Here is a 2412-nt window from a genome sequence, read left to right on the forward strand (position 1 = left end):
CCTTCCATCAGGCGGTCCAGGAGGTCTTTATCAATGCTCATGCGGGGGCTCCTCTTCGAGCAATTTATCACCACACCGCACAAAATTCAGGATAGTCCCGCGGTCACTGAAATATGAATGCGTATACCTGCATGCTTTTGAGACTGGCTCAGGTCTTCGCGCGGGTTTCGCAAAGTGGATTGCCCATTATAACGGGCAGCGTCCGCATACCACGCTGGGTGGACGTAAGCCTGATGAGGCGCGTATCATACCGCACCAACGCCATCTGGTCCCGGGTTAACCCCGGACCAGATGGCCAGCAGCAATGCCGTCAGAATGATGGCATGACATCAATCGGGTATAGCTTATTCAACCTCCAAAACTGTCCGAACAAACGGGGCCACTTCTGTTTTGTGGTATGGTGGAAAAAAGTTCGCCACATCAGGCAGCACAGTGGAGACTGATCGGATGTCGGGGATCCGCACTTATGTTCTGCCGTCGCCGATTGCGAGCGCAACCGCTGCCGCACTTTGAGTGCCGTGAGTCACGCTGACTAGCCAGTCGGAAATGCCGAGCGCCGTTGCAGCAGCGCGCGCCCCCCCGCTAACCTCGACATGCGGAGCAGAGACTCCGTCGGACAGGAGTTCGATGTCAGTCCAAGCTATGCCGTCCTGTAAGCCACCGACCGTTTTGAGGACCGCTTCCTTTACCGCAAACCGGGCAGCGAGGCGGGATAGTCGGTCTGCATCAGTGCCCTCGAAAGCCAGTTCGCGTGCCGTAAAAACTCGGTCGAGGACGTCGGAATCGAACGCGCCATAGAGAAGTCGAAATCGGTCAAGCTCGACCAGATCGAGGCCAATCGCGATTGTGTTCATGCGCTTAGAGCCGCGAGTTTAGCGAGCAGCACTGCGCTTAAGGTCGGGATCCTTGATCGAATTAAGCGTCTCGCGCCGGTCGTCGGCGATTTTTTTAGCTTCGAGAAGAACGCCCGACATTGCATCGCGATGTTTGGCAACAGCTTGTGAACTTGCTTGCTTGGCCTCACCTGCCGTTTTTGGAGCAGTTGTTCCTTCGCCCTTTAACATTTTCCAAACTCTGCTCTTGACGCCGCCCTTCGAGCTGTCGGGTACAGCGCCAGCCTTGGTCAAAAACTGATCATTTGTGGTCGATCGCTTAAAGGTGGTGCTTTTCCAAGCCATCGTCATCTTCCAGTTCGGACAGTTCCTCTATTATCAGACTAAAGAACTCGTTTACAGCGTTTTCAATCTCGGTTACCGCGACCTCAAGCCTCTCGTCTGGCTTGAGTTTCGCATCGCCACCGATATAGACGGCGAAACGGGGCCGACCGTTTTTATCCGATATAGGAATGCACAGCTGCCATGACAATTTCGGCCACAGTAGTTTGCGCCGAAACCGGTTTGCGTCACCGGGCAGGTCCAGTTTATCGGGGAAGGGCGCAAGCTCAAAGCGCGATTCCTGCGCTTGCCAGGCTTCACCGAGAATTGAGCCCTCGATCGGCATCAGCATCCCTTCGTCCGCATGGGTTTCATAGCCAGTCGAGAACCGCAGACGCAGCGAATGGTGGTAATCTCGGTCGGGCACCGCGATCGCAACACGGACGCGCTTCGCATTGATCTCAAGCGCTGACTCGATAACGTCTTCAGCCAGCCCACGCGTGACTTCACAGGCGTTACGATAAAGCTCCGGGCGACGGAAAAGGCGCTTGTCGAGCCTGACGCTGGCGGCGGCTTCCCCGTCACGCACTTCCTGCCTCGCCTGCTCGACGGTAAGATCAAATTGCAGCAGGTTGAGACTGCTCTCGAGTACGAGTTGTTCGGCCTGTCCCGAGACGCGAAGATTGAGTTCGCCCGATCCAAAAAGGGCCGTCCGAATGGCGGACGGAATCCAGTTGAAGCGACGGACGACCGGCGCGTTCGAGGTGTCGGCAATCTCGACTGCGATTGTCAGAGCCTGTGGATCGAGTTCGCGCTCCTCGTCGAACGGCCAGGCCGGGAGATTGGACACGATGCCGCCATCGACAAATGTCGATCGTCCAATCTGCCAGGGCTCGAAAATGATCGGCAGGCAAATGGAGGCCGCAACTGCATCGGCAACCGCTACATCCGGCGTCCGATGGGGCGAAAATAACTGCAAGCTACGCGTGCTGAGGTTGGCGCTGACAATCTTGAGGGTTGGACGGCCATCGCGTCCGAAATCGGCCATAGTAACGATACGCCCCGGTTCGGCCGGATAAAGTTTACGTTGGAGCAGCGTGCCCAAAACGGTTCGAAAGCGCTGAACGTCCGCCAGCCCACCAATGAAGACGCGCGCGGTGAGATGGGGTGGTTGCCGTCCTCCCCGCACGGCATCGCAATGTGCCAGAATGGTCGTTGGAAGAAACGACTGCGCGAAAGGACGGCAGATGAAGGATAC

General features: G+C 56.8%; 3 protein-coding genes and 1 pseudogene. 1 reads left to right on the forward strand and 3 read right to left on the reverse strand.

What is annotated here, in order from left to right:
* Positions 1-100: 100 nt before the first annotated feature.
* Positions 101-280: pseudogene (locus CFR72_RS16650) on the forward strand (integrase core domain-containing protein); the annotation flags it as partial.
* Positions 281-464: 184 nt separating this feature from the next.
* Here CFR72_RS16650 and CFR72_RS16655 read toward each other — a convergent pair.
* From CFR72_RS16655 to CFR72_RS16660, 3 genes are all read right to left on the reverse strand, one after another.
* A complete protein-coding gene (locus CFR72_RS16655) occupies positions 465-854 on the reverse strand; it encodes a holo-ACP synthase (RefSeq protein ID WP_110914803.1) in 390 nt (129 codons plus the stop codon).
* Between the two features lie 18 nt (positions 855-872).
* Positions 873-1178: a hypothetical protein gene (locus CFR72_RS17400; RefSeq protein WP_146220777.1), complete on the reverse strand. Its 306-nt coding sequence runs from the start codon at positions 1176-1178 to the stop codon at positions 873-875.
* A partial coding sequence (locus CFR72_RS16660) for a patatin-like phospholipase family protein (RefSeq protein WP_146220778.1) occupies positions 1153-2412 on the reverse strand: 1260 nt, incomplete at its 5' end. The genes CFR72_RS17400 and CFR72_RS16660, both read right to left, overlap by 26 nt.

The organism is Gluconacetobacter entanii (assembly GCF_003206495.1).
Taxonomy (GTDB): domain Bacteria; phylum Pseudomonadota; class Alphaproteobacteria; order Acetobacterales; family Acetobacteraceae; genus Novacetimonas; species Novacetimonas entanii.